The organism is Helicobacter mesocricetorum (assembly GCF_900198605.1).
Lineage (GTDB): Bacteria > Campylobacterota > Campylobacteria > Campylobacterales > Helicobacteraceae > Helicobacter_D > Helicobacter_D mesocricetorum.
Genome location: NZ_FZPJ01000012.1, coordinates 1 through 24,617 on the forward strand (window position 1 = coordinate 1; position 24,617 = coordinate 24,617).

31 protein-coding genes are annotated in these 24,617 nt (G+C 34.3%); 19 read left to right on the forward strand and 12 right to left on the reverse strand.

Going from position 1 to position 24,617, the window contains the following annotated elements:
* Positions 1–105 precede the first annotated feature (105 nt).
* Genes C6H18_RS03460 through C6H18_RS03480 form a run of 5 tightly spaced genes read left to right on the forward strand, consistent with a single transcriptional unit; the run spans position 106 to position 4,781 of the window.
* Positions 106–1,212, forward strand: coding sequence for an ABC transporter substrate-binding protein (locus C6H18_RS03460; RefSeq protein ID WP_104721720.1), 1,107 nt, complete (start codon positions 106–108; stop codon positions 1,210–1,212).
* 8 nt (positions 1,213–1,220) lie between these two features.
* Positions 1,221–2,120, forward strand: a complete 900-nt coding sequence (locus C6H18_RS03465; RefSeq protein ID WP_104721721.1) for a branched-chain amino acid ABC transporter permease — start codon at positions 1,221–1,223, stop codon at positions 2,118–2,120.
* An 8-nt stretch (positions 2,121–2,128) separates the two neighbouring features.
* On the forward strand, positions 2,129–3,322 hold the full coding sequence (locus tag C6H18_RS03470) for a branched-chain amino acid ABC transporter permease (protein ID WP_104721722.1): 1,194 nt from the start codon (positions 2,129–2,131) through the stop codon (positions 3,320–3,322).
* Positions 3,323–4,099: an ABC transporter ATP-binding protein gene (locus tag C6H18_RS03475; protein ID WP_104721723.1), complete on the forward strand. Its 777-nt coding sequence runs from the start codon at positions 3,323–3,325 to the stop codon at positions 4,097–4,099.
* Positions 4,086–4,781 carry an ABC transporter ATP-binding protein gene (locus C6H18_RS03480; protein WP_104721724.1) on the forward strand — a complete coding sequence of 232 codons (696 nt, stop codon included), beginning with the start codon at positions 4,086–4,088 and terminating at the stop codon, positions 4,779–4,781. The genes C6H18_RS03475 and C6H18_RS03480 overlap by 14 nt, the downstream gene beginning before the upstream one ends.
* Before the next feature lie 99 nt (positions 4,782–4,880).
* On the opposite strand, the gene C6H18_RS03485 is transcribed toward C6H18_RS03480, so the two are convergent.
* The 9 genes from C6H18_RS03485 to C6H18_RS03520 form a co-directional block, all read right to left on the reverse strand.
* Positions 4,881–5,438 carry a D-glycero-alpha-D-manno-heptose-1,7-bisphosphate 7-phosphatase gene (locus C6H18_RS03485; RefSeq protein ID WP_104721725.1) on the reverse strand — a complete coding sequence of 186 codons (558 nt, stop codon included), beginning with the start codon at positions 5,436–5,438 and terminating at the stop codon, positions 4,881–4,883.
* Positions 5,439–5,984, reverse strand: coding sequence for a queuosine precursor transporter (locus C6H18_RS03490; protein WP_104721726.1), 546 nt, complete (start codon positions 5,982–5,984; stop codon positions 5,439–5,441).
* Between the two features lie 78 nt (positions 5,985–6,062).
* Positions 6,063–6,320 carry a 30S ribosomal protein S18 gene (rpsR, locus tag C6H18_RS03495; protein ID WP_104721727.1) on the reverse strand — a complete coding sequence of 86 codons (258 nt, stop codon included), beginning with the start codon at positions 6,318–6,320 and terminating at the stop codon, positions 6,063–6,065.
* Between the two features lie 11 nt (positions 6,321–6,331).
* Positions 6,332–6,817: a single-stranded DNA-binding protein gene (locus C6H18_RS03500; protein ID WP_104721728.1), complete on the reverse strand. Its 486-nt coding sequence runs from the start codon at positions 6,815–6,817 to the stop codon at positions 6,332–6,334.
* 18 nt (positions 6,818–6,835) lie between these two features.
* A complete protein-coding gene (gene rpsF, locus C6H18_RS03505; protein ID WP_104721729.1) occupies positions 6,836–7,267 on the reverse strand; it encodes a 30S ribosomal protein S6 in 432 nt (143 codons plus the stop codon).
* A gap of 70 nt (positions 7,268–7,337) precedes the next feature.
* Positions 7,338–8,339 (reverse strand): DNA polymerase III subunit delta, encoded by a 1,002-nt coding sequence (locus tag C6H18_RS03510; protein WP_104721730.1) that lies wholly within the window; start codon positions 8,337–8,339, stop codon positions 7,338–7,340.
* Positions 8,320–10,440 (reverse strand): RNB domain-containing ribonuclease, encoded by a 2,121-nt coding sequence (locus C6H18_RS03515; RefSeq protein WP_104721731.1) that lies wholly within the window; start codon positions 10,438–10,440, stop codon positions 8,320–8,322. The genes C6H18_RS03510 and C6H18_RS03515 overlap by 20 nt, the downstream gene beginning before the upstream one ends.
* 9 nt (positions 10,441–10,449) lie before the next feature.
* Positions 10,450–10,614, reverse strand: coding sequence for a hypothetical protein (locus C6H18_RS09400; RefSeq protein ID WP_158654857.1), 165 nt, complete (start codon positions 10,612–10,614; stop codon positions 10,450–10,452).
* A 120-nt stretch (positions 10,615–10,734) separates the two neighbouring features.
* On the reverse strand, positions 10,735–11,733 hold the full coding sequence (locus C6H18_RS03520; protein ID WP_104721732.1) for an asparaginase: 999 nt from the start codon (positions 11,731–11,733) through the stop codon (positions 10,735–10,737).
* A 111-nt stretch (positions 11,734–11,844) separates the two neighbouring features.
* Here C6H18_RS03520 and C6H18_RS03525 point away from each other — a divergent pair, with 111 nt between their 5' ends.
* Positions 11,845–12,393, forward strand: a complete 549-nt coding sequence (locus C6H18_RS03525) for a hypothetical protein (protein WP_104721733.1) — start codon at positions 11,845–11,847, stop codon at positions 12,391–12,393.
* Positions 12,394–12,496: 103 nt separating this feature from the next.
* On the opposite strand, the gene dnaJ is transcribed toward C6H18_RS03525, so the two are convergent.
* Complete coding sequence (dnaJ, locus tag C6H18_RS03530; RefSeq protein WP_104721734.1) at positions 12,497–13,609, reverse strand: molecular chaperone DnaJ; 1,113 nt, start codon at positions 13,607–13,609, stop codon at positions 12,497–12,499.
* 98 nt (positions 13,610–13,707) lie between these two features.
* On the opposite strand from dnaJ, the gene recR reads away from it, so the two are divergent.
* Positions 13,708–14,280: a recombination mediator RecR gene (recR, locus tag C6H18_RS03535; protein ID WP_104721735.1), complete on the forward strand. Its 573-nt coding sequence runs from the start codon at positions 13,708–13,710 to the stop codon at positions 14,278–14,280.
* Positions 14,281–14,293: 13 nt separating this feature from the next.
* On the opposite strand, the gene C6H18_RS03540 is transcribed toward recR, so the two are convergent.
* On the reverse strand, positions 14,294–15,052 hold the full coding sequence (locus tag C6H18_RS03540) for a TSUP family transporter (RefSeq protein ID WP_104721736.1): 759 nt from the start codon (positions 15,050–15,052) through the stop codon (positions 14,294–14,296).
* 358 nt (positions 15,053–15,410) lie between these two features.
* Between C6H18_RS03540 and C6H18_RS03545 the strand changes: the two genes are divergently transcribed.
* The 12 genes from C6H18_RS03545 (at position 15,411) to C6H18_RS03595 (ending at position 24,117) form a co-directional block, all read left to right on the forward strand.
* Positions 15,411–16,511 (forward strand): NAD(P)-dependent alcohol dehydrogenase, encoded by a 1,101-nt coding sequence (locus C6H18_RS03545; RefSeq protein WP_104721737.1) that lies wholly within the window; start codon positions 15,411–15,413, stop codon positions 16,509–16,511.
* 123 nt (positions 16,512–16,634) lie between these two features.
* The gene (locus tag C6H18_RS03550) at positions 16,635–17,828 is read left to right on the forward strand and encodes an NAD(P)/FAD-dependent oxidoreductase (protein ID WP_104721738.1); all 1,194 of its coding nucleotides are present in this window, start codon (positions 16,635–16,637) and stop codon (positions 17,826–17,828) included.
* Positions 17,829–18,080: 252 nt separating this feature from the next.
* On the forward strand, positions 18,081–18,935 hold the full coding sequence (locus C6H18_RS03555) for an ATP phosphoribosyltransferase regulatory subunit (RefSeq protein ID WP_104721739.1): 855 nt from the start codon (positions 18,081–18,083) through the stop codon (positions 18,933–18,935).
* A gap of 8 nt (positions 18,936–18,943) precedes the next feature.
* A complete protein-coding gene (locus tag C6H18_RS03560) occupies positions 18,944–20,191 on the forward strand; it encodes an adenylosuccinate synthase (RefSeq protein WP_104721740.1) in 1,248 nt (415 codons plus the stop codon).
* A complete protein-coding gene (locus C6H18_RS03565) occupies positions 20,191–20,616 on the forward strand; it encodes a flagellar export protein FliJ (protein ID WP_104721741.1) in 426 nt (141 codons plus the stop codon). The genes C6H18_RS03560 and C6H18_RS03565 overlap by 1 nt, the downstream gene beginning before the upstream one ends.
* On the forward strand, positions 20,613–21,158 hold the full coding sequence (locus C6H18_RS03570; RefSeq protein ID WP_104721742.1) for a MotE family protein: 546 nt from the start codon (positions 20,613–20,615) through the stop codon (positions 21,156–21,158). Before C6H18_RS03565 ends, C6H18_RS03570 begins: the two co-directional genes overlap by 4 nt.
* Before the next feature lie 9 nt (positions 21,159–21,167).
* Positions 21,168–21,638 carry a hypothetical protein gene (locus C6H18_RS03575; RefSeq protein WP_233704044.1) on the forward strand — a complete coding sequence of 157 codons (471 nt, stop codon included), beginning with the start codon at positions 21,168–21,170 and terminating at the stop codon, positions 21,636–21,638.
* Positions 21,639–21,725: 87 nt separating this feature from the next.
* Positions 21,726–22,472 (forward strand): HugZ family heme oxygenase, encoded by a 747-nt coding sequence (locus tag C6H18_RS03580; RefSeq protein ID WP_104721743.1) that lies wholly within the window; start codon positions 21,726–21,728, stop codon positions 22,470–22,472.
* Positions 22,473–22,541: 69 nt separating this feature from the next.
* Positions 22,542–22,721: a hypothetical protein gene (locus C6H18_RS03585; protein ID WP_104721744.1), complete on the forward strand. Its 180-nt coding sequence runs from the start codon at positions 22,542–22,544 to the stop codon at positions 22,719–22,721.
* Entirely contained in the window at positions 22,702–22,890 is a 189-nt protein-coding gene (locus C6H18_RS09405) for a hypothetical protein (RefSeq protein WP_158654858.1), read from the forward strand. The genes C6H18_RS03585 and C6H18_RS09405 overlap by 20 nt, the downstream gene beginning before the upstream one ends.
* Before the next feature lie 85 nt (positions 22,891–22,975).
* A complete protein-coding gene (locus C6H18_RS03590) occupies positions 22,976–23,902 on the forward strand; it encodes a TonB-dependent receptor domain-containing protein (protein WP_233704046.1) in 927 nt (308 codons plus the stop codon).
* 11 nt (positions 23,903–23,913) lie between these two features.
* On the forward strand, positions 23,914–24,117 hold the full coding sequence (locus C6H18_RS03595; RefSeq protein ID WP_104721746.1) for a TonB-dependent receptor: 204 nt from the start codon (positions 23,914–23,916) through the stop codon (positions 24,115–24,117).
* Positions 24,118–24,195: 78 nt separating this feature from the next.
* On the opposite strand, the gene C6H18_RS03600 is transcribed toward C6H18_RS03595, so the two are convergent.
* Entirely contained in the window at positions 24,196–24,612 is a 417-nt protein-coding gene (locus C6H18_RS03600; protein ID WP_104721747.1) for a universal stress protein, read from the reverse strand.
* Between the last annotated feature and the right edge of the window lie 5 nt (positions 24,613–24,617).

A 24,617-nucleotide genomic window follows, 5' to 3' on the forward strand; every position in this document is an offset into this window, starting at 1 on the left:
CTTAGTATTGTAGCATAAATTAAGGCGTTGAATTAAAGAATAAATTAATTAGGATTAAAGATAAGTTTGATTAAAGTTTTCGTAAATTTTTCTAAGGATTCGTTGATGAAAAAGTTATTTTTATTGTTTGTCGCTATTTGTGGAGTATTGGCAAATGCTCAAAACATTAAGATTGGTGTTATATTGCCTATTAGTGGGGCTGTTGGTGGGTTTGGTGAGCTTGGTAAAAGAGGGATTGATTTAGCTTATGCTACACAAAATAAAACAAAAAATGGTGATAAGATTGAAATTGTCCTTGTGGATAACAAAAGTGATAAGATTGAATCTGCTAATGCAATGCAAAAGCTTATTTCTGATGGTGATATTAGTGTTGTTATTGGTCCGATGATTTCAACCAATGCTTTGGCAATGGTAAAGATTGCTAATGATAATAGGATGCCTCTTATTGCGCCTGTCGCTACTAATGGTAGGGTAACTCAAGGCAAGAAGTTTGTCGCAAGAATCGCTTTTGCGGATAGCTTTCAAGGTTTGATTGCTGCTAATTTAGCCTTTAGGGAATTAGGAGCTAGAAAAGCCGCTATTTTGCTTGATAACAGCAGTGATTATTCTATTGGTTTAGCAAAGTCTTTTAAGGGACGATTCGTAAAATTGGGTGGAGAGATTGTGATTGAAACTAGCGCACAAGCTGGAACAAAAGACTTTAGAGCGCAACTTTCAAATATTAAGGCAAAAAATCCTGATGTCTTATATCTCCCTATTTATTATAATGAGGGGGCATTGATTGCTGTGCAAGCTAAACAACTTGGATTAAATGTCCAAACTATTGGTGGGGATGGATTAGCTTCTAATAAAGTGTTTTTTGAAGTAGCCAAGGAAGCAGGAGATGGCTATATGGTAACAGATTATTATTCTCCAAACTCTGTGCAGACACCTAAGGGGATTGCCTTTATTAAAGCTTATGAAGAAAAATATAATGAGCCTGTAAGTAGCTTTGCGGCTATGTTTGCTGATGCTTATGGTGTCGCATTAGAGGCGATTGAGAAGTGCGGAGGCAAAGATAGGATATGTATTAATAGCACGATTCAATTTATACAAGATTATGAGGGTGTTAGTGGTAAGTTTTCTTTAGAAAATGGAGAAGCTATAAGGAGTGCAGTTATTAATGAGGTAAAAGATGGTCAATTAATTTATAAGACAACCATTGAGCCATAGGGAAACTTTTGGATATTGCAACTTTTTTTCAACAATGTATTAATGGATTAAGTTTAGGTAGTATGTATGCTCTAATCGCCATAGGCTATACTATGGTTTATGGCTGTCTGCGGCTTATTAACTTTGCTCACGCTGATATTATGATGGTGGGGACATTTCTAAGCTTTTTTGGTATGAATAGCTTTGGATTGCCTTTTTTTGTTTCTGCTATTTTTGCTATTGCATTGTGTGGATTTTTAGGCATTTTGATTGATAAAGTTGCTTATGTGCCTTTGCGGAATGCCCCTAGAATCTCTATGTTAATCACAGCTATTGGCGTTAGTTTCTTTTTAGAAAACCTCTTTAATGTTGTTTTTGGCTCTACTCCTAGATTTTTTGATGCACCAGATTTTTTCTCTCAAACTATTAATTTTTTGGGTTTTAATTTCACAATTATTACCTTGATTGTTCCCATTGTGGCTTTAGTTTTACTCGTGGTTTTGCTTGGTATTCTTTATCGCACTAAGCAGGGTATGGCTATTCGTGCTAGTGCCTTTGATATTCATACCATTGCTTTAATGGGTGTTAATGTGAATACCATCATCGGCTTAGTGTTTGCTATTGGTAGCACTTTAGCAGGAATTGGGGGAATCTTCTATGCTATTTCTTATCCTACTATCGATCCTCTTATGGGGGTTTTAATTGGTCTTAAGGCATTTGCTGCTGCGGTATTAGGAGGGATTGGGAGTGTTGGTGGAGCAATGCTTGGAGGGTTTATTTTGGGTTTTAGTGAAGTTATGGCGATTGCTATTTTTCCAGATCTTGGTGGGTATAAAGATGCCTTTGCTTTTTTGTTTTTGATTTTGGTTCTACTTTTCCGCCCTATTGGTATTATGGGTGATTGGAGATTAGAAAAGAGTAGATTTTAAGGGAGCTAATGTATAGAGCGCAAAATTTTATCAATAATTCTTTGGCTACATTGGGCATACATTTGTTACTTTATAGTGGCACTATCGTGATTTTATTTGCTTTACAAGTATTGCTAGATGATTATTCTTTAAGAATCTTTAATAATATTTTGATTTTTATTATTTTGGCTATTAGTTATAACCTTATTAATGGCGTAACAGGACAGCTCTCTTTAGAGCCTAATGGATTTGTGGCTATTGGTGCTTATATTACAGCATTAATGCTTTTAGATAAGGATTTGAAGTTGGATATGTTTCAGCTTGCCGATCCGCATCCTTTTGTCTTAATCCTATATACTGAATTACTGCCTGCGCTTTTTGTTAGCGGGGTGGTGGCTGCTATTATTGCTATTTTATTATCTTTTCCTGTCTTTCGCGTAAGGGGTGATTATTTAGCCATTGTAACCTTAGGCTTTGGCTTTATTATTAAGATTTTAGCTATTAATAATCCGCAATGGACTAATGGTGCTATTGGATTAAATGAGATTCCTAATAATACAGATTCCGTAGTTGCAGGTATTGGAGAGGTTTTAAAGGCTTTAGCTTCTTCTGATATTCCTCCGTTTTTGCAATCTTTTTTTGGGATGATTTATAAACATTCTTTTGAGAATACTAATATTACTATTCTTTTTTGGAGTGGTATTATTGCTGTGGCATCTACTATTTTAATTTTGCAGATTGTATATTCTAAATTTGGACGCGCTATGAAAGCTGTCAGAGATGATGAAGATGCAGCTATTGCTATGGGGATTAATACTTTTAAAATTAAAACTTTTGCTTTTAGTACGAGTGCATTTTTAGAAGGAGTGGGTGGCGGACTTTTAGCGGTTTGGCTTACGACTATTGATCCTAAAATATTTGGTTTTGAATTAACCTTTCAGCTTTTGATTATTATTGTCTTGGGTGGGCTTGGAAGCACAACAGGTGCAATTTTGGGAGCTATTTTGGTTGTAGGAGGGGGTGAGTGGCTTAGATTTTTAGATGCTCCTTTGGTGTTTGGAGGGTTAGACTTTGGTGCTTATCCGGGACTTCGGATGGTTTTCTTCTCGCTTATTTTGCTTGGCATTATGCTTTTTGCTAGAGAGGGGATTATGGGCAAAAAAGAGTTATGGGATTTAAACCCTAAAAATACTTTTAAAATGTTTGCAAAGACGCGTATTTAAATGGAAAATCTATTAAAGCTTGAAAATATCAGCATTGCATTTGGTGGGTTAAAGGCTATTGATGGTGTTAGTTTTTGTATTAAGAAAAATCAGGTCTTTGGGCTTATTGGTCCAAATGGTGCGGGTAAGACAACAATGTTTAATATTATTACGGCAAATTATAAACCAACTTCTGGGAAGATAACTTTTTTAGGTAAAGATATTTCTAAATGTAAGCCTAATAGCATTGTTAAGCTAGGGATTGCTAGAACTTTTCAAAATATTCGGCTTTTTCATTCTATGAGTGTTTTAGAAAATGTATTAATTGGATTGCATAATACAGCGCATTATACTTTTTTTGAAGCAGCATTTCGCTTTGGAAGATTTTTTAAAGAAGAGCGAAGAATCAAAAAAGAAGCGATAGAGCTTTTAGGATATTTAGGGCTTGGTGATAAGATTTATCAAAACGCTAATGCTCTAAGCTATGGAAATAGCAGAAAAGTTGAAATTGCAAGAGCATTGGCAACAAGACCTCAATTGCTTTTGCTTGATGAACCAGCAGCAGGGATGAATCCTAAGGAAACAGAAGAATTGGGTGAGTTGATTATTAAAATGCAAAAAGATTTTGGGCTAAGTGTATTATTAATCGAACACGATATGCCTTTTGTGAATAAACTTTGTTCTGAAGTTTTGGTGCTTGATTATGGCAAGAAATTATTTAGTGGAAAACCTCAAGAAGCTATTAATCATCCAGAAGTTATTGCGGCTTATTTGGGAGATTATTATGCTAAGGGTTAAGGGTTTAAGGGTTTATTATGGTTTAATTGCCGCTTTAAAGGGTATTAGTTTTCATATAGAAGAACACGAAATCATTGCATTGGTTGGCAGTAATGGTGCGGGTAAGTCTTCCACGCTTAATGGCATTGTGCATAGTGTGAAAACTAAGGGGGAGGTGCAGTTTTTTGGTGTAGATATTACAAGAATCCCAACACATAAGATTGTCCAAAGGGGGATTGCCTTAGTGCCTGAGGGTCGTAGGGTTTTTATGAATTTGAGTGTTGATGAGAACTTAAGAATGGGTGCTTATTATAATGATGAGAATTTTGTAGTTATGAAAGAAAAAATGTATGGGCTTTTTCCTCGATTGAAAGAACGTTACAAGCAAATGGCGGGGACTATGAGTGGAGGAGAGCAACAGATGTTGGCTATTGCAAGGGCTTTAATGGGTGAACCTAAGCTTTTAATGCTTGATGAACCTAGCTTGGGTTTAGCCCCTAAGGTTGTAGGAGAGCTTTTTGAGATATTGCTTCAATTAAGGAATGATGGGATTACTCTTTTGCTAGTCGAACAAAATGCCTTTGCGGCTCTAAAAATAGCTAATCGGGCTTATGTCTTAGAAAATGGACAAATTACCTTAGAAGATAATGCGGAGAATATACTTAATAATCCAGAGATTAAAAGGCATTATTTAGGGGGTTAATTACTTACTTGCAAAAATAAGGCAATAGAATAAGGTAGCTTATTTCTTAATAGATTAATTTATAAAGGGGGGGAGTTTAGAATTTGTGGCTTATAGTTTTTAGAATAAAGTTAATGCTTCTTCTAAAGAATGAATATGGTGTGTTGCATTAGGGACGTAATCTTCTCCTATATAGATTCTATGCTCTATCCCTACATTTAGCCCTGCAATCATATCCGTATCTTTATCCCCAATGATATAGGTTTGGTAGTCTTTTAAGGAGAGGTTGAAATCATCAAGGGCTTGTAAGAGCATACCGCTTTTTGGTTTTCTGCATTCGCAAACTTCATTAGGTGTGTGAGGACAGAAGTAGATTGCATCAAAGGCTATGTTTTTTGGCATAAATCCCTTTTTACGCAAGGGCATCATAAGGCAAGAGGTAATGCAGTTTTGCATATAGGCACTTAGATGATGAAAGTCTTCTTGTGTGAAAATTTTGCGGTTGATTCCAGATTGGTTGGTAATTAGGAAGCATAGGCTATCTTGTTCTTTGAGTTTTAAAAAAAGCTCCATAAAATAAGGGGCGAAATAAAATTCTTCAATTTTATAACCATAAGGAGAATCTTCTAAATTCACAACCCCGTCTCTATCAAAGAAAACAATTTTTCGTTTTTTCATTTAGCGCATAATGCCTAAGAAATTCTGGATTCGTATCGCAAAAAGATAAAAGAGCGGAGTATTAGAAAAGGCAAAAATGAATTTTATGGCATAATCTCCAAGAATGAGCATTAAAACATTGTCCCAAGGCATAACAAACAAAAAGGCAATATGGAAAAAGACTATTGTATCAATGAATTGAGATAATGCCGTGCTTCCAGCACTCCTAAGCCACCATACTTTAGGGAATTTAGACTTTATCCAATAAAAGAGATAAACATCCATTTGTTGGGAGCAGAAAAAAGCAATTATACTAGCAATAGCAATCCTAAATTCTGCTAGAAACAAAGAAGGAATGAAAGCCAATAATATGCCGATTCTGACTATTTTTAATACTTCTGCTTTATTGTAACGTTCTGCTAATATATCTGATAATAAAAAAGTGAAAGGATAGGTAATAGCACCATAGGTAAGAAAATCATTGAGTGGAAATTGCACAAGGTAGTTAGAAGCAATGATTAAAAAGGTAAAGATAAAAATACAAAGAATCTTCACTGCTAAAGGCATAAAAATCTCCAAAGCTTAAGATAATGCTTTATAAATCTTTAGGAAGGTTTATAAAGCATTATCCCTTTTAGGGGGATATTAGATTTTAAAAGGATTTTCTACAACCTTTTTTCTATCTACAATATAAGGGATAAGTGCCATATGTCTTGCGCGTTTGATAGCCACTTCCACGCGCTCTTGCCATTTTTTGGAGTTTCCTGTTAAGCGACGCGGCATAATCTTGTAACGTTCTGATAAAGAATGCTTTAACATATCAATATCTTTGTAGTCAATGAAATCAATTTTTGCTTCTGTGTATCTGCAATATCTTTTAGAATATCTTTTCTTTTCTGCCATATTTTATCCTTTTAAAATGGTATTTCCTCATCATTAATATCTATGACGGGTATTTCTTGTTCTTTTGTTGTGTTTTGGGGTTTTTGTTGTGTGTAATTAGAATTACTTGGTGCTGTATATTCTGGTGTGTAGTTATCCTCTTGGTTGTTTCCATAGGTTTCATTGGGGCTTTGCGACCTCCCTAGCATTTGCATACTTTCTGCTGTAATGCTATGCCTACTCCTTTTTTGCCCATTACTATCCATCCACGATTCTAACACTAAGCGACCCTCTATAAGCACTTGAGAACCTCTTTTTAAATATTGATTTGCCACTTCAGCGGTTCTACCAAAGAGATTCACATCAATAAAACAAGTTTCTTCACCTTGTGTGCCATCTTGTTTTTTGTAGCGACGATTTGTAGCTAACCCTAATTTGGCTAATGCTGAACCATTTGGTAAATATCTTAACTCCACATCACGGGTTAAATTTCCCACTAAAATGACTTTATTAAACATACTAATCCTTATAAGCTTTTAAACTTCTGTTGTATGGGATTGCTCTTTGTTGTCTTCAATTTTTTCCTCTTTGGCTTCTTTGTCTTTGGATTCTTTTAAGCCCATAGGTTTTTTGTTGTGAATAGCTCTATCAACAAGAATCTCCCACGCTTTTTGCTCTTTCTTGCTATCATATTTGATAACAATAAATCGTAAAATATCTTCATTAATGCGATAAAGACGTTCTAACTCTAAGACTAATTTAGGCTCGGCTTTGAAATAAATCACGAAATAATAACCGCGTTTATTTTTTTTAATCTCATAGGCAAGATTTCGCATACCCATATCCAAAGTCGCACTAATTTCTCCACCATTATTTAAAATCGCTGTTTTGTAAAAATCGATTTTTGTTGTGATTTCTTCTTGTGTTAAAGTGGGTTTTACCACAAACATAGTTTCATAAAAACGCATAAAACTCCTTTTGGATTCTGCCCTTTTAAAAGAGCAAGGAATAAACTAGATAACTAGATAGGGGCTTATTCTATTTTAAAATTGCTTCAATTTTAATTAAAACATTTAAAAACCCATTGCCTTTAGTTTTACCTTTAATGGATTCTTCACGCCATTTATTTAATCTATAAAATATTTTTTGGTATTGGGATTCATTAAGGCGAATAGCAAGATTCTTTTTCTTATCTAAAAGGGCTTGAGGGAGTTTATAGCCTAAGACTTCTTCAGAGGTTATATTTCCATAGAGTTTAATATGGGAGGCAAATAAAAAAAGAGTGAAGAAATATCTTTGGATTTCATTAATGAGTGAAACCTCCTCAAAACCTTGCTCTAAAAATTGTTCTAAATGTTGATAATAGGGTCTTTTTGTAAGCAATAATTCTAAAATTTCTTCATAGGCAATATTTCCTAATCCATAGCCTAAGGAATCAACAATTTGTGTATTAATTTCTTCATCAAAAATACAATATTTTCTTAGCTCCGCAAGGGCTAGGTTTAAATCGAAATTTTGTTGCTCTAAAATCTTTTTTAAAAGAAAATCTGAAATTCTAAGTTCAAACTTTGTGGCAAATTCGCGTAAAATGTTTAGGCTTTCTTTTAAATTAGGCTTAAAAAAACGCACTTCAAAAAAATTATCACCTTTAAAGCTTTGAGACATTGCTTTATAATCTTGTGCATATTGTGCAGGGGTTTTGTTATCAGCTTGATAAAATTCTAAGACTAAATGCCCACTTTGGGTTTTTTGTAGGGTTGCTAAAAGAGAGTCTAGCTGTTTTTTGGGGATTTTTTTATCTATTTTAACCCACACAAGTGAAGAATCTCCAAAAAGAGAGCCTTGAGAGAGGCAAGATAGGGCAGATTCATAGTCAAAATCATTAAAATAAAAACTATTTTTTTCACAATCTTGTTCTAAAAGTTTTTGTGCGATTTTCTCTCCATAATATTCTATAAGAAAAGAATCTTCGCCATAAAGTAGAATGGCTCTTATAAGAGTGTTTTTGGCAAGTTTTACTTCAAGTTCTTTTTGATACATTGTTCTTTCTCTTATGGGTTTTGATGTTTTTTATTAATTGTTTTGCTGTTTGTTTTGCCTGTGATTTATGGGGTTTATTCTGTAATTTGTGTGAGAAATAATGAAGTAATTGTTTATTTTCCTCATTGAGATATTCTACGACTTTACCATAAATCTTAGCAGTAGCTAGATTAACCTCTAGGATTTGAATCCTTACTTTTTGGTATTTTGTCCCACAATTCTTTAATGAGATAACTTTAGCACCTATTAGGGGAGGGCTACTTAATGTTACAATGGGAATGTGATTGTTTTGGCTATGGATAATTCCCTCATAACTTTGTCCTATATGTTTAAAGAGGTAACGAGCAAATTTTCTATCTTGAAAATCTTGTTCTATTTTGGCTACCTCTCTTTCTTTTTGGCTTAAATCTTCGCAAAGAGAGGGTAGGGATTCTTTAGAAGAGGGCATTTGTGTTAGTGTGATTTTTTCTTTTAAGATTCTATGGAAGAGCAAATCACTATAACGACGAATAGGGGAAGTAAAATGGCTATAAGCTTTAAAGCCAAGTCCAAAATGTCCTATATTATGGCTTGCATAACTAGCTTGTTCCATAGATTTTACGATAAGTTTATCGACTTCTATGGCTAATTTTGCTTTTTTAGCAGATTTTTGAACTCTCAAGATGGCTTCGTGAAAGGCTTCTGTGGTTTTTGGTATTGTATTATGTTTCCAAAGTCCAAGCATTTTTAATTCCAAAAATAGAGCTTTAATATTTTGGGGTTTTGGTTTTGGGTGGATTCGATAAATTCCAAGAGTAGAATCTTTTTGAGAGGTTTTTTGTTCAAGCATTTCTGCACTTTGTATATTGGCTAAGAGCATACATTCTTCAACAAGTTGGTGAGAGAGTGTTTGATACTTTAAATGGGCAGATTTTAATTCCGTATTTTTGTCTAATTCTAATTCTAAAGAATCCCCTAAAAAATCAAAACCAATTTGTAATCGTTTTTTGCGTAAAGTTTGCGCTAGAGTATTAAGCTCTAATAACATAGGCTTTAAAGGAGTTTTGATAATAGAACTTCGTTTGCTTTCTAAAAGCTCATCAACTTCTTCATAGTTTAGTTTTTGTTTCACTTTAATAAGGGAATGCAAAAGTTCTGTATGTAAGATAGCTTTAGTGCGTTTATGTAGTCTAATCTTAAAAGTCATAGCTAGCCGTATTTTACCTTCTTGTAAAGAACAAAGATTTTCGCTTAAGGCAGGGGGAAGCATAGGGATAGATTTATGAGGAAAATAAATACTAAAGGAGCGGTTTTTGGCTTCTATATCTAAAGGGGAATTAGGGGTTACATAATGGCTAACATCAGCAATTGCTATATAAAGCAAGGAATATTGAGAATCATAAAAAATCGCATCATCGTGGTCTTTTGCATTTTTGGGGTCTATGGTGCAAAAGGGGAGATGTGTAAGATTAATTCTTTCTTTGAAGTCTTGGATTTTTACTTTTTTGGTGTTTTGTGCCTGTATCTCTGCTTGGAGAGAGAAAGATTCCTGCCTTTGATAAAGGCTTAAGGAAAGTACTTCATCAATATTTGAATCCTCTAAAGTCCCTAAAATTTCTAAAATTTCGCCATTTTTAGGATTAAGCTTTAAAAGTGTGCCTTTTGGTAGCATTTTAAGGGATTTTTGGGAAGCTTTGATTTTGTAGGGTATTTCATTGGGGATTGAGATAGCTATGCAATCAAGCTGGTATTTTTCTAAATAAGCAATGACATTTTGGCATTTTCTCTCCAAAATAGTTAGGACTTTTGCTTTAGTCTTATGTGGAGTTTTTGTAAGGATTTTTGCTAATGCTATATCCCCCTTGTTGGCATTTTTTAAAAGCTTTTTTTCAATGAGCCAATCAGGTTGGTTATTGATTTTGGGCAAGGGAGTGATAAAGCCATATCCTTCTTTGGTAAGCTCTATTTTTCCGATGCAATAGGATTTTTTTAGGAGATATTGTTGTTTTTTGGTCGTAATGGCGTCAAATTTTTTGAGAGTTTCTAAAATATTCATAAAGGAGGAGGGTAGCTTGGAATCTGTAAGAATTCCTTCTTTTAAGAGATGGATAAATTCAGTCATTGGAGTCTTTTAACTTGATGCATTGCTAGAATGCGCAAATTTTAATTGCGGGAGGATTTTCTTAAAGCCTCTTAAGTTAGACTTAAAGTCTCCAATGGAAACTCTTGCTAAAAATAAGTCTGCTGGAATGATATTTTTCTTATCTTCTGGATATACAGCTTGTTTTGTGTGCATTTCTTCTAGCCTTATTGTTCTTTTCTTAAGGAGGAAAAAGAATCTATTTTAGAGATGGTATCTTGCATACATTACTTTTATTCTAGTCTATTGAGAAATGATAGCATAAAAATAAAAATTTCAATATTTTTTAAAATACTCTCTAAGAGTATCAATAGCTTTAGTTTTGGTTAAGGCAAGCATTAAAAGCACTCTCGCTTTTTGGGGGTTTAGGTTATTAGCACTTATGAAACCTTGTTTGCGTTCTTCTTGGGTTAAAGGCACTAATCCAGCTCCAACCCGAGAGCTTTTAACAATGACTATTGCTTGTTTTTGTAAAAGCTGTATTAAGTAGTCTTTTTGGTCTTTATGGATACTTCCTGCACCGCTTCCTGCTACAACTAAGCCTTTAGAGCCTGCTTTTAAAAAGGCTTTCACAGCAACCTTAGAGCCATCATCGCAATAAGAATAAACAATATCCACTTTTGGCAATATTTGTAAATCTTTGATGCTAAAAGGGGTATCTTGGGTATGAGATTTTAGCGGCATAGTGTGAAAAAATATTTCCCCATCTACTATGTATCCCATTGCTCCAGAGTTTGGTGCGCTAAAGGATTCAAGGTTTAATGTGTGGGTTTTGCTCACTTCCCTTGCGCTATAAATTTTATCATTCATAACCACCATTACTCCTTTATTAGAGGCTTCTTTATGCCCTGCTAGGGAAATAGCATTATAGAGATTTTTAAGAGCATCACTTCCTGTGGCACTAGGGGGTCTCATTGCTCCTGTGAAGACAACAGGTTTATGGCTTTTAATCACTAGATGTAAGAAATAAGCACTTTCTTCTAAAGTATCGCTCCCGTGAGTGATTACAACGCCATCAATGTTGGGAGATTCTAAGAGATTATTGGTTTTATGGGCTAAATCAATCCATATTGCATTACTCATATTCGCACTATCAATATGGACTATTTCTTCTAAAGAGATATTGGCAATGCTTTGGAATATGGGGATAGAATTTAATAGGTTTTGAATGCTTATTTTGCCTATTTCATAATCTTTTGTCGAGAGTATGCTATTTGCACTACCTGTAATAGTGCCTCCTGTGCTTATGATGGCGATATTGGGCTTTAAGTCCATTTATTTTTCTTCCCTTAAGCTTTTAAATTCAGATTAAAGTTTTATTTTAACAAAAAATTGACATTTTGTGATTATGATTGTATTTTCAAATTCAAATACGAGGATTTACAAATGGTAAAGCAGTTTCGCAATATACATATTTATCTTAGTTTATTTTTCTTGCCTGTGGCTTTGATGTATGCACTTACGGGTGTATTGTATATTTTTGGCGTTGATGAAGATAGTGGGGCTTCTAAACACAGCTATACAATTAAGGCTACTATCCCACAAGGAGAAGAGATTCAAGTAATGTTAGAGTATCTTAGGGCAAATAAGATTTCCCTCCCAAGAGAGAGTGAGCCAAGATTAGATAAAAAGGGATATTTGCGCATAGGCAGTGTTCATTATTTTGCAGGTATTAAAAAATTAGGAGAGGATACTTATGATATTATGACATTTAAACGTTCATTTGTTGGGGATATTATTATGCTCCATAAGTCAAAGGGGCAGTGGTATTTTAATATTTTAGCGGTTGGTTTTGGTGTGGCAATAGCTATCCTTTATCTCTCTGGGCTTATCATAACGCTTTTTAATTCCAAGAAAAATCGTTTTATTCAATATTTAGTTCTTATTGTCGGATGTGCTGTAAGTCTTGTTTTAGGTTCTTTGAGTGTGCTTTAGAGTATGGCTATTTTGATGAAGTCTTTAGTTTATTTCTTTATGGCTTTGCCTCTAATAAACAGAGGCTATAAGCAATAGAGCCATTATAAAGCCTTAGTTTGGATTATTTAAACCAGTTTTTAACTTTATCTACCAATCCTTCTAAGCAATTAATAGGGGTGGATTCTTTATATCCAAAAGATTGGTGTAGGGAGTTTAGCATTTCTTTTTGTTTCTCATCAATCTTGGTAGGATAGGTAATATTAATGACAACAATAAAGTTTCCTTTTCTACCACTATTAACACTTTTAATGCCTTCTCCGTGAAAGATGAATTGTTGCTTGTCTTTTACCCCTATGGGTATTTTTAATTCTAATTCTTTGGTTAGGGCAGGTATTTTTATCACCCCTCCTAACATTACAAGTGTGAAAAATACCGGAACTTCCAAATAAACATCATTATGATGGCGGATAAAATGCTCATCTTCTTCCACAGAGATTTCAAGATATAAATCGCCCCTACTGCCATTTGGCATTATATTTCCGCGCTTTGCAACTCGAATCTGATTGTGGTTATCTACGCCCTCTGGGATATTAACTTCAATCTTTTCACTCTCTTCTTGATAGCCCCTTCCATTACATTTTTCGCATTTATCCGCAATGATTTGTCCGCTTCCACGGCATTTAGAACAAGTTTGGGCAAAAGTCATAAAACCTTGCGAAAAGCTTTCCCTACCGCTTCCTTTACAGACATCACAAGTTGTTGTTTTTCCATCTTTTGCCCCACTTCCTTGACAAGCATTACAAGCCTTTTTATACAGAATTTCAATTTCCTTTTTGCAACCAAAAATGGCTTCATTAAAACTTAGTTGAAGCTCTATCCCTAAATCACGAGGGTATTTATCTTGCCTTTGTGAGCGTGTATTGAATCCTCCGCTAAATCCTCCACCAAAAACAGAATTAAAGATATCAAAGATACTCCCTTCCATATCAGAAAATCCAAAGCCACTGCTCTCTAAACCTTTTTTTCCATAAGTGTCATAAATTTGTCGTTTTTCTTTATCGCTTAAGATTTGGTAGGCTTCATTGATTTTTTTAAACATCTCTTCAGCTTCTTTATCATTAGGGTTTCTATCAGGATGGTATCTAAGTGCCATTTTGCGATAAGCTTTTTTTACTTCATTTCCATCGGCATTACGCGATATTTCTAATATTTCATAATAGTCAAATTCTTCCAAAGAGGACTCCTAAAATTAAGTAGCATAAATAAAGTCTAGGATTGTAACGAAAATAAGTTTTATTAGTTATTAAAAGTTTTTGAGCTAAACTCTCTTGTATGAAGTCAATCCCTGAAAATTTTGCAAAGCTTATTGAATCATTAGAGAAATTGCCTAGTATTGGTAAAAAATCTGCTACAAGACTTGCGTATTTCCTTGCCTTTGAGGATAAGTTTAGTGCTTTACAAATAGCGCATAATATAGAAGTCTGTGTGCGTGAGTTATGTGTTTGTGAGGAATGCTTAGGGATTAGCTCTAAGTCTGTTTGTGAGATTTGTTCTACGCCTACAAGGAATAATGGAGAGCTTTGCATTGTTGCCAACCCTAGAGAGATTTTTTTGCTTGAGGAGAGTGGAGAGTTTAATGGCAAGTATTTTGTTATTACTTCTTTAGAAAGTCTTAATTTAAAAGCTTTAGAAAATAAGATTCTTAGAGATAAGATTAAAGAAGTGATTTTTGCTTTAAGTCCAACACTTGGTAATGATAGTTTGATGTTATATTTAGAAGATAAACTCTCTTATTTGGGGATACAATTTACCAAGATTGCTCAAGGTGTGCCTACGGGTGTGAGTTTAGAAAACATAGACCAGCTTTCTATTATTCGAGCTTTGCAATCACGTATTAAGATTTAAAGGTTAAGCTTTCTTAGTCTAGCTGTTCGTAAAATAATTTTAATGCCATTGTAAAAGAAACAATCACAATAAGTGGTTTAATGAGTTTAATGCCGTATTTAATAGCTGCTCTTGAACCTAGATTTGCTCCAATAATTTGTCCAATTGCCATAATAAAGCCAATCCCCCAAAGCATATTTCCACCAAGAGCAAAAAAGACTAAAGAAGCAAGATTGGTAGAAAAATTATAAAGCTTTGCTTGTGCTACGGATTGAGTAAGACCAAATCCTGCAAGTGTAACAAGGGATAATATTAAAAAAGAGCCTGTTCCTGGTCCAAAAAATCCATCATAAAAGCCAATCCCAGCTAAGGCGAACAAAAAGTATCCTTTGTGAAATTTCATAGCTCTTTTATCTTCTGTAATTTTTGGTGAGAAGAGAAAATAAAAGCCAAAAAGCATAATCAAAAAGGGTAGGAATTTTGAGAGAAAGTCTGTGTTAATAAATTGCACACTAAGAGTTCCAAAAGCAGAAAAAACAAATACCAAAATAGCATAAGGGAGGCATTGCTTTAAGCTAAAATAGCCTTTTTTGTAAAAATGTCTTGTAGCTGAAAAACTACCAAAAGAGCTTTGAAGTTTGTTAGTAGCAAGTGCTTCAAGTGGAGAAACTCCAGCAAATAAGAGGGTGGGGAGTGTGATGCTACCTCCACCTCCGGCAATAGAATCTATAAAACCTCCTATGAATGCTACGGCAAACAATAAAAGCAAAATTGGAATTTCCATTTCAAACATTGCATTCCTCCCTTAAATAGCATTATTGTTTTTTGCAATTGTAACTTAATTTTAGCGGTTGTCTGTTAAATTTGATTAGCATAAATATTTCAATAAGAAAGACATTATGGAGTATAGGTTTTTAATGATATTTGCTAAGGGATTATATGGCTTTTGGTTTGCATTCTAGTAAGTGATTGGGAAGTGTAGGATATGAGGAGTTTTATTAGTTACTATTGGTAACATATTGATTATTTATTTAGACATCCTTAAGCCAATTTTTAGCCCCATAAAGATAAAAATAAATCGATCAATTTGGTTTTGATTGTATGCTTTGTATTTTAAATACATAGCTTAATAAATATTTTAAGGAGACAATATGAGTGTTAAAGGTTTTGCAATGTTAAGCATTGGTTCAGTAGGAATCATCCAAAAAGATCATTTAGAGGAAGTAACCACAGGCAAAAAACTTGAAATGGGACCCCTTGATGCGATTATTCGCCCTATTGCAGTGGCTCCTTGCACATCGGATTTACATACTTGCTATGAAGGCGGGATTGGTGAGCGAACCAATATGTTTTTAGGACACGAAGCAGTCGGAGAAGTCGTTGAGGTAGGAGGGCTTGTTAGGGATTTTAAAGTGGGGGATAAGGTCATAGTTCCCGCCATTACTCCTAATTGGAATGCAGAAAACGCACAAAGAGGATTTGCGCAACATAGTGGTGGGGCGTTATCAGGATGGAAGTTTTCAAACTTCAAAGATGGGGTTTTTGCGGAGAGATTCCATGTCAATGATGCCGATGGGAATCTTGCGCATTTGCCAGAAGGAGTAGATCCAGTCGATGCAGTAATGCTATGTGATATGATTACCACAGGGTTTCATTGTGCAGAAAATGCGGAGATTTTGCCCGGAGAGAGTGTGGCAGTTGTAGGTTTGGGTCCTGTTGGGCTAATGGCGACAGCGGGGGCGAATTTGATGGGTGCAAGTGAGATTTATGCGATTGATTGTGTGGATTTTAGATATGAAGTTGCTAACAAGCACTATGGAGCCACCCATTATATCAACTTCACAAAAGCTCCTTTTCAAGAGCAAATTAATGAATTAACCAAAGGCAGAGGTGTAGATAAGGTTCTCATTGCAGGAGGTGGGCTTGGCACTATCGGGGATGCTTGCGAATGTTTGGTAAATGGTGGAATCGTCTCTAATGTAAATTACTTAGGAAGTGGAGAGCATATCACTATCCCGCGTTTGGCGTGGAATGTCGGTATGGGACATAAAACCATAAAAGGTGGCTTAACTCCTGGTGGAAGATACAGAATGGAAAAACTTGCGCGTCTTTTACAAACCAAAAAGCTTGATGTTAAACCTATCATTACTCATAGACTAGAGGGAGGCTTAGAGGCTATCCAGCAATCTTTAGATATGATGAAAAACAAACCTCAAGGACTAATAAAACCTGCTGTAAAGATTAATTGGTAAAATTTTTTGAGATTTCAAAGAGTGCTTTGTCTTGATAAAACTTTGATAAATCCTCTTTGGATTCTCTTAAAATTAGCTCTTATTAAGTTCTTATAATTTGATTGTTTCACTGAAGGAATATAAATGAAAAAAGTTGTTCTACTTGGGGCAGGTTATGCTAATATGTCCCTTATTAAAGCTCTTCCAAGCGATATTTTTGAGCAATATGAGTTTTTGCTAATCTCTAATACTCCCTTCCACTATTTTAGTGTTCTTTTGCACGAGGTGGCAAGCGGAGTTTGTGAGAGTGAAGTTACTTTGCCCCTATCTTCTATTTTGCCCAAAGATATCCGATGTATCCAAGATAAGGTAACAAAAATCACTTCACAAAAAATTGAGGCGCAAAAAAACTCTTATGATTATGATTACCTAGTCGTTGGATTAGGATTCCAAAGTGATAGTTTTGGGATAGCGGGTATTAAGGAATATGCAGATTCTATTGTCAATTATGAAGGTTCTTTGGGCTTAAAGCAAAAAATTATCAATTCCTTAAGAGATTATGCTGCTAAAAATGATTTAGGAGGCTTTAATATTGCTGTTTGTGGAGCAGGCTTTACAGGAATAGAGTTTATTGGTTCTTTGGTGGAGGAATTGCCACAAATATGTAAGCTTTTTAATATCCATCAAGAAAAAGTAAAGATTACTTGTATTGAAGCGATGCCAAATATTTTACCTATGTTTAATCCAGAGCTATCAAATAGTGCTAAGGCTTATCTTGAGGCGAAAAATATTGTTTTTGAGTTAGGTTGTAAAATCCTAGAGTGTCAAAGTGATGGAATCATCGTCGAAAAAGAAGGGCAAAGGCAAAAGATTGATTCTTCGCTCACTATTTGGACAGCAGGAGTGAAGGGCAATCAAGTTATGGAAGATTCTGAATTTTTCACTACCCAAAGGAGCAAAGTAGAAGTAAATACTTATCTGCAACCGATTAATCAAACCAATCAAGAATCAATGCAAAATATCTTTGTTGTGGGAGATTGTGCAGCCATAAAAGACCCAACAACGCAAAGATTCTACCCCCCAACAGCACAAATTGCTATGCAGCAGGGCAAGTTTTTAGCTAAATTACTAGCAGAAAAACTCCAAGGCAAGAATTTCTCTGAAGAATTTTCTTATAAACCAAAAGGAACGATTTGCTCTGTTGGTTCGCAATATGCGATTGGTTATGTTGGGAAAATCAACATCAAAGGCAAAATTGCAGTTTGGTTAAAAAGAGTGATAGAGGCTACTTGGAGTTTCAAGTTTGTAGGTTGGAGAGCTTTTCAAAGAGGCTTTTAATCTTATATTAAAGAATCCCTTTAACAAGTTTTTGGAATAAGATTCTTTAAAAGAAAAAGATGTGGCTTGAAAGCTACTAGATATTTATAAATGTATGAAAAGTCTTATGAGTAATAGTGAATTTTAGCTATTTTTTAAACTTCTAAAAAAGAATAATCTGTTTTAGAGCTAAAGTCTTTGTAAGGCATAATAAAGGCTTTTTGGTGGAAGTTGTGCTATAATGCTACATCATTTAGCATTAAGGGAAGATTTGTGATTTTAAGCCACGAAATACCGCAGGGTTCTAAATTATATTTTGGCAAGAGCGCAAGAATAAAAAGGGATTTAGAAAACCTTGTGAGTAAAATACTTTATGAGAATGGCTATGAAGAGATTGTAACCCCAACTTTTGCTTATTTGCAACACCAAAGAGATATACAAAACAGAGAAGTAGTGAGAACTAACAATCAATACAACCAACAAATTGTTTTGCGCAATGACTCAACCATTGATGCCATACGATTGTTGGCTCCGCATCTCAAAGAGCAAAATATCGGTAAAAAATGGTTTTATATCCAACCTATTTTTACTTATCCTACAACCGAGTTTTACCAAATTGGTGTTGAGAATTTAGAGGATTGTGATATTGCTTCTTTTATACAAATGTCTCTTGAGATTCTTAATCAAGTCCAAATTCAACCTTGTTTGCAAATCACTAATGTCAAGATACCACAAATTTGTTCGCAAATTTTTAATATCCCTTTTGTAGCCTTTGAAAAGATTGATATTTCTGTTATAGAAAATGCTCATCCTTTTATGGCAAGACTTTTAGAAGTGCAGGATTTACCATCTATTCAATGGGTTTTTAAAGATATTCAGAACTTTTCTTTACCAAAGGTTTTAAAGCAAGAGTTAAAGTATTTATTGGAAATTGCGCAAAATTTACAACAGCAAAATCCTATTATATCTCCCTTATATTGTCCAGCTATGCCCTATTATAATGGAATGCTTTTTCGCTTCTTTCTTGATAATCAAACCATTATTTTGGGCGGAGATTATGAGATTTTGGGACAGAAAGCTTGTGGTTTTGGGATTTATACAGACCATATTATGCTACATTTAAATTAAGGAGAATTGTGAAAACAAAAGCAGATTTAATCGTTGGGATTCAATGGGGCGATGAGGGGAAAGGGAAAATAGTAGATTTATTAGCGCAGAATTATGATTATGTTGTGCGCTATCAAGGGGGGCATAATGCAGGGCATACTATTGTTGTAGATGGTAAAAAATATGCTTTACACCTGATACCCTCTGGTATTTTGTATCCTAAATGTAAAAACATTATTGGGAATGGAGTAGTTATTAGCCCTAGTGATTTAATTGCAGAAATGCAGCAGTTTAAGAATTTAGAAAATAGATTTTTTATTAGCCAAAAGGCGCATTTGATTCTTCCTTTTCATAATCTTCTTGATAAACTTCACGAAAAAAATGCCAAAAAGGCTATTGGCACTACGGGCAAGGGCATAGGACCAGCTTATACAGATAAGGTTGCAAGGAGAGGTGTGCGGATTGAAGAGCTAGAAAATACCGCTTCTCTTTGTGAGAAAATCTTAGAACAAATAAAACAAAGAGACTTACAGAGCTTTGGGATTGAAATTCCTAAAAAAGAAATCTTACAATCCCAATTAGACTCCTATGCAGAATCTTTATTGCCCTTTTTAGCAAATACTACGAATTTATTATGGGAAGCTATGGATAAGGGTGAAAAAGTCTTGTGCGAGGGGGCGCAAGGGAGTATGCTAGATATTGATCACGGCACTTATCCCTTTGTAACAAGCTCCACTACAACAGCTGCTGGAGCTTGTAGCGGAAGTGGGATTGCGCCTAGAGAATTAGGAGAGGTAATTGGTGTTATTAAGGCTTATTGCACAAGGGTTGGAAATGGTCCATTCCCCACAGAAGAAAAGAATGAGATAGGTGTATTGTTGCAACAAAAAGGTGGTGAATTTGGCACGACAACAGGGAGAGCTAGACGTTGTGGTTGGCTTGATGCTGTGGCGGTAAAGTATGCTTGTAGGCTTAATGGTGTAAGTGCTTTGGCTATGATGAAGCTTGATGTATTAGATGGCTTTAAAGAGATAAAAGTTTGTATGGGTTATAGTGATAAACAAGGTAAAACTTTAGAATCTTATCCTAGTGATATTAACGGAGTGAAGCCCCTTTATAAGGTTTTTCAAGGTTGGGATAAAACAGCAGGAATTAGGGATTTTGATAAATTTCCAAAAAATGCCCAAAATTATATCTTTGCCTTAGAAGAGTTTTTTGGTGTAAAAATTTCTATGATTTCAACAAGCCCTGATAGAAATGACACGATATTGCGTTAATGAAGACAAAATTTACGCCTTTGGTGCTATTACAACAACAAAAAATTGATGTTATAGAGCAAGAACTTCAGCGCAATACACAAGCTATCAAGATTAAACAAGAAGAAATTGATATGCTTATTGCAGAGTTTGCAACCTTAAAAGAGCCAACAAGTGGAGTTTATCAAGCCTTTTTAACTTTTGTGCATCATAAAAATGAATATCGCCAGAGTATTGATTATAAAATGGGTGAATTAGCATTGCTTAAGAAGAAGAAGCAAGAATTGCAAGAATCCTTTAGAGTGCAAAATGTTGAGCTTGAAAAGGCTAAATACCTTGATAGTTTGGAAGTTAAAAAGGTATTGCAAAAGTTAAAAAAACGAGAAAATGTAGAAATGGATGAAATTTCTGTAATGCTTTATGCCAATAATAAGGAGATTTTATGAAAAAGTTTATAGTTTTGGTATTTGCTATTATGTCTTTTGCCGAAGATAATGAGCAACAAATTGTTAATTGTAATATTATTTTTGAACAAAGAAAAGCAGAGATTTTAAAAGAAATTGAAAAAATTGATGAACAACAACAAGCTCTTCAGGCTTTGCAAAGCGCAACACAAAATGTTTTAAATCAAAGAGAAGAAGATTTAAAAAAGCGGGAGGCTGGAATAGCAAGTGAGAGAAAGGCTCTTGAAGAAAAGGAAGCTTTGATTGCAAGAATGATTAAAAAAAATGAAGAATTATTGAAGCAAGTTAGGGCAGAGACTGAAAGTAAAGTAAATGAAACTTATGCAGGAATGAAAGATTCTAAATCTGCTGCTATCTTAGAGAATTTGCCAGAGAAAGAAGCCGCAACAATACTTTTTGGGCTTGATACAAAAACAATGAGCAAGATTTTAGCCAAGATGAATCCGCAAAAAGCCGCAACCCTAACACAGCTTATTCAAAAAGGTCCTCCCTTTAGCGAGGAAGAACAAAAAAACACTTTATAAGGAGTTTATTTGTTCTTTGAAAAAATGTTGCAATTACACCAAAAAGAAGATTGTAATTTAAGTTCTAAACTTTTAGAAACATTAAAAGATGGTGGCATAAAAGCTAATTTTGCAGATTTACGGGTAGGAGAGAGGGGTATTTATTTCTTATTTCCTAATAAAGAAGTTAGCAAAGTTATGCTCTATCAAGCACAGATTCAAGAAAGTCTTTTTCATACTAGAGGAGAACCTTTGGTGCATCTATGTGCTTGTGAAGAAAGCAAGAAAAATTTTAACCATAGAGATTTTTTAGCAATCATTAAAATGGATTTGCGATTTTTTCTAGGAATCCATTCCCATAAGATTCAACGAAAATTTTTTAATGATAAGCCTCTAAAGCTTTGCCCCCAATGTTCCCAAATTTTATCTCATTATCAAGAAGATCTTAAGGTTTTTTTTTATAGGGCTAAGGAAGATTATTATTTGGATTTTAATGCGTAATTTTTCATCCTATGATAGCTATTATTATTTTATTGTGTTTTAAGCAATGTTTATTATTATGTAGGCATTTAATTTTTGGAGATATTAATGAGTTTTGAATATGTTTTAAAGCATTTAAATGAGCATCATCAAGAGGATTTGATGGATTTATGTAAGAAGTTTGATAATGCCAAAGAAGTTACTAATGTAAAGGCTCTAAAGGTCGATTATGATGGACTTACTTTAGTCTATAATCATAATAAAGAATTATATCTGGCATTCCCTGCTAAAGCTACTTCAGAAACCCTTAAAGATGTGATTATTGCTTTAGTTTTAAGTGCTAAGAAATCCTTAGATATAGAATCTATTCAAAAAGAAATGCAGGAGTTTATGCAGGGCTTTAAGTCTGTTTGTTTAGCTTCTCTTCATCCACAGGGTAATGTGGTATGTTCTTATGCACCACTCATTCAAGCTTTTGGAGAGTATTATATTTATATTAGTGAAGTTTCTGAACATTATGCAAGTATTGCTGCTAATCCTAAGAATGTGGAAGTTATGTTCTTGCAAGATGAAAAAGAAGCACATTCTGCTATTTTACGCAAAAGGGTGCGATTTAAAACCCATACCATTTTTATAGAAAGAGGAGAGCTATTTGATAGGGTTTATGATGTTTTTGAAGAGCAAAATGCTTTTAATGCCTCTTTAAAAACTATTCGTAAAATGCTTGATTTTCATCTTATTAAATTAGAATTTCAAGAGGGGCGATTTGTTAAGGGATTTGGTGGGGCTTATGATATTAAAAATGGCGAAATTATCCCGCTAGTAGATAAAAATCCTCATAAACATAAAGCTTGAGTTTTTTTCCCATAGAGATTCTTGCTCATAGAGATTCTTGGGCTTTTGCATTGTTAAATATAGGGGCAGATGAAACAAATTGTCGGCTTAATTAATGTAGGGTTGGGTAATAATCTGGATATAAGAGGGCAGGGGAATAAGGCAAACACAAGTGTGCAAGTTTTAGTCAATGGGATTCCTTTGAATATGCTAGATTCAAGCCACGGGGTTACACCTTTAAATACTATGGATGTTAATACAAGCTATTGAAATACTTCTAGGTGGCAGAGCGGTAATGTATGGAAATGGAACTAGGGGCGGAGTGGTCAATATTATTACTACTAAAAACTATGAAAAGCCCTATTTTAGCACAGGGATAAATTATTCCCATATCATAAGAGGAGGGGAGGGTAATGATTTTGGTGTAGATATGAAATAAGGGGGCTGGAATCAACTTTCATCTTTCTCCCGCTTTAAGTGGAAGTGAAAATTTATTTTTTAGGGCGGATTTTTTTAAAGCAGATATTACATCCTCTCCCAATAATTCTTTTTTAGATAATCCAAAACCTAAGAAAAAAGATAGGGAGTTAGATGGTAATGGGAGATTTGAAAACGCTCAATTGCGTATGGATATACAAATGGACTATGAGAATAAAGTCTCTCCTGATTCTTCTTTGGAAATTAAGGGATTTTATCACTTCAATAAAATAGATTATTTAGATACAAAGACGCTTATTAGTCGCTACACCTTTAGAAATATCACATTAAATGATGTTTTGGCTAATCAAAGTGGCTCTTTCTTTGATGATCAAAGAATTGGCATTAATGGTAAATACACTACATATTATGAGAATGGGCTACTTATGTTAGGCATTCAATCGCTTTATAATATGAGTAAGCGAACAATGGAAACAATTATTAGTGCGGCAAGCCCGATACCAAATGCCCCAGCGATGAATATACCTTTTTATTATTACCCTATGAATATTCCTTTTGAGGGAGATAAATGGACAAATTCTTTTTATGCTTTCAACAAATATGATTTTACAGATAAATTTTCTTTAAGTGGAGGGGGAAGGATTGAGTATGCCAAATATGATATAGAGGTTCAGAATAATCAAAATATTTCTATTATGGGTAGAAATGTTAGCACGATAAAATCCTCTGGATCTTTAAAAGATAATTTGTGGAATTTTGCCTTAGATTTTGTGCCAAACTATCAGTATTCTAATACCGGAAATATTTATGCAAAATATGAAAGGGGCTATGTCTCTCCCTCTCCTAATTCACTCTTAAGGCGACCTGCTAATAATAGTTATTACCTGCCTACTCATATAGATGGAGAAACTTATAATACTTTAAGCCAAAGCTTTGCCTATGTTGATTCAAGAGTTAAGAAAAATAATGGAACAAATACAAAAGAAAGAATCCCTTATGTAAGCTCTCAATAAAGCGACTTTATGTGGATTATAAAATTGGAAAACATTATAATGTATGGATTTCTAATGCTTTTATAGGCAGTCAAAGGGATAGCAGTCAAAATAAAATTAATGCTTATAACCTCACAGATATTGGAATCAATGCACGATTTGGAGAGTTTTCTTTAGATGTTGGAGTAAGAAATCTCTTTGATAAGTTTTATTATCGGCTTTACAATAGGGATTAGTGATGTTATCACAGGTTATAGCTTTTTTTAGGGCAAGGTAGGACATTTTTCTTAAACACTTCGTATGAGTTTTAGGCATTATTTTACAATCAAAATAGGAATGGGCGATTTTTGCGAAAAATCATTTTGATTACTTGAGAAAATTTTGTTCCAAAAGCTATCTTTACTCTCCCCAATAACCAATAAATCAAAATCTTTTGCATAAGCAATTACTTCTGCAACAGCCTCTCCTTCTACCATATATTCTTGTATGGTGATTCCTTTATTGCTAAAAATTTCTTTAAAGGTTTGAATGAGTGCATCATTTTCTTCATTCTCCCTTTGTTTGATTTCTTCATAAGATGCAAGGACAGCTTCTCCATAAAGAATAATAGGTGTTTTTACATGGATTATGCTTATAGCGCAATCTTCTCTATAACCAAAAAAATCTATAACAAATTCCGCAGCTTTGTGGCAAGTTGGTGTGTCGTCAATGGCTAATAATATCTTTTTCATAAAAC